Source organism: Amycolatopsis sp. NPDC059021, assembly GCF_042739895.1.
Lineage (GTDB): Bacteria > Actinomycetota > Actinomycetes > Mycobacteriales > Pseudonocardiaceae > Amycolatopsis.
This window is the reverse complement of record NZ_JBHYIQ010000217.1, coordinates 1-1,792: the sequence shown is the minus strand read 5'-3', so window position 1 is coordinate 1,792 and position 1,792 is coordinate 1. Positions and strand designations below refer to the sequence as shown.

Sequence of the window (1,792 nt, the reverse complement as noted above, 5' to 3'; positions counted from 1 at the left end):
TGGTATCCGGGACGTGTTCTTCCTCGTCTGCGACGGCCTCAAAGGCCTGCCCGAAGTCGTGACGAACGTGTGGCCGCAGACCATTGTCCAAACCTCATCTGTCCACAATGGTGGAGCCGGGGTGGTCCCGGTGGTTACCTGCACCGTCCCGGGTAGGACCTATGCAAACGCGTCACCTTCGAGGTCCAGATGCAGACCCGTCCGCCCGGGACGGTGGCAGGCTTCGCATCGGTCAGCGGGAGCAGCACCACAGAGTGCCGAGATGAGGTTCCGACGAAGCCAGCCATGCAGCAGGAACCGGTCTTCGAAGGAGCAATGTTGGTCCAGGACAACGCATCCGGCCCCGACGACGTGTTCGCCGGTATCGACTGGGGCGGGGCATTTCACCAGGTCTGTTTGATCGACGCCCGCGGTCAGGTGCTGCGCCAGCAACGGGTGCATCACGACATCGCAGGCTTCGCCGAGCTTGACCGGCTGCTCACCAGCGCCGCTGCCTGCGGGTTGCGGGTGGCGATCGAGCGGGCCGAAGGACTGCTCGTCGAGCACCTGCATACCCTGCCCGGTATCGAGATCTACTGCGTCTCGCCGAAGATCTCCGCTCGGGCCCGGGAACGCTACCGGATCGCCGCGGCCAAATCGGACGCGTTCGACGCGTTCGTGCTCGCCGACACCCTGCGCCACGAACATCGGCATTGGCGGCCGCTGCGCCCACCCTCGCCGCTGTTGGCCGAGTTACGCGCGATCTCGCGGGACCGCGACCGCATCGTGATCGCCCAGCAGGCCACCGAAAACCGGCTGCGCGCCGTGCTGGACGCCTACCACCCCGGGCCGCTGCACTTGTTCTCCACATTGGACCGAGACATCACGCTCGACTTCGTCACCGACTACCCGACCCCCGAACAGGCCGCACGCGTCGGTATCGCCCGCATGGACGGATTCTGCCGTCGGCACGGCTACTCCGGCCGCACCGAACCAGCCGTCTTGGTTGATCGGCTGCGCCCGCACCTGCTCTCGGCCAGCGAGGGCACCGTCGCCGGAAAGGCGTTCTCCGCGCAGCTGTTCGCCGACCAGCTCCGGATGCTCAACACCCACCTGCGCGCCTACAACAAGCGGCTCGACGAACTACTCGCCCAGCATCCCGACACCAAGATCTTCACCAGTTTCCCCGGTATCGGACCGGTCATCGCCGCCACCCTCATGACCGAGATGGGCGAAGACCGCACACGATTCCCCGCGCCCGGAGCACTACTGGCCGAGACGGGACTGGCGCCGGTGACCCGCGCATCCGGACGCACCCGCCAGGTCCGCTTCCGCTACGCCGCCAACCGACGGATGCGCCACCTGATCGACTGGTGGGCGTTCACCGCCACCCGCGAAGACGACTGGTCCCGCCAGATCTACGACGCCGCCCGCGCCGCCGGCCAGAGCAAGTACCGGGCGCTGCGCGGACTGGGCAGCCGCTGGACCCGCGTCCTCTGGCGCTGCTGGACCGACCACACCCCCTACAACCCCGAAATCCACCGCAAGACCCGCCAACCAGCAACCACCTAACACCCCACGTCAACCACCACCCGCGCGCCACCACCGACACGCGGGCCATCACCCTGCCCAAACAACCGTCCACAAAGGCCACACACAAAACCGAGGGGTTGACAGCGGGAGTCTGCATCGTCCATCTCATCCGGAACACATTCCGGCTGGCGTCACGCCGGGACTGGGATGCGGTGAAACGAGATATCAAACCGATCTACACCGCACCCAATCCCGACGCCGCACTGGCCGCCCTCGATAA

General features: G+C 66.6%; 1 protein-coding gene and 2 pseudogenes. All 3 read left to right on the top strand.

Features of this window, described 5'->3' with window-relative positions; translation table 11 throughout:
* Positions 1 to 106: pseudogene (locus tag ACFWX1_RS48100) on the top strand (transposase); the annotation flags it as partial.
* Positions 107 to 315: 209 nt separating this feature from the next.
* The gene (locus ACFWX1_RS48095) at positions 316 to 1,551 is read left to right on the top strand and encodes an IS110 family transposase (RefSeq protein WP_378396631.1); all 1,236 of its coding nucleotides are present in this window, start codon (positions 316 to 318) and stop codon (positions 1,549 to 1,551) included.
* Between the two features lie 101 nt (positions 1,552 to 1,652).
* Positions 1,653 to 1,792 (top strand): annotated as a pseudogene (locus ACFWX1_RS48090) (transposase); the annotation flags it as partial.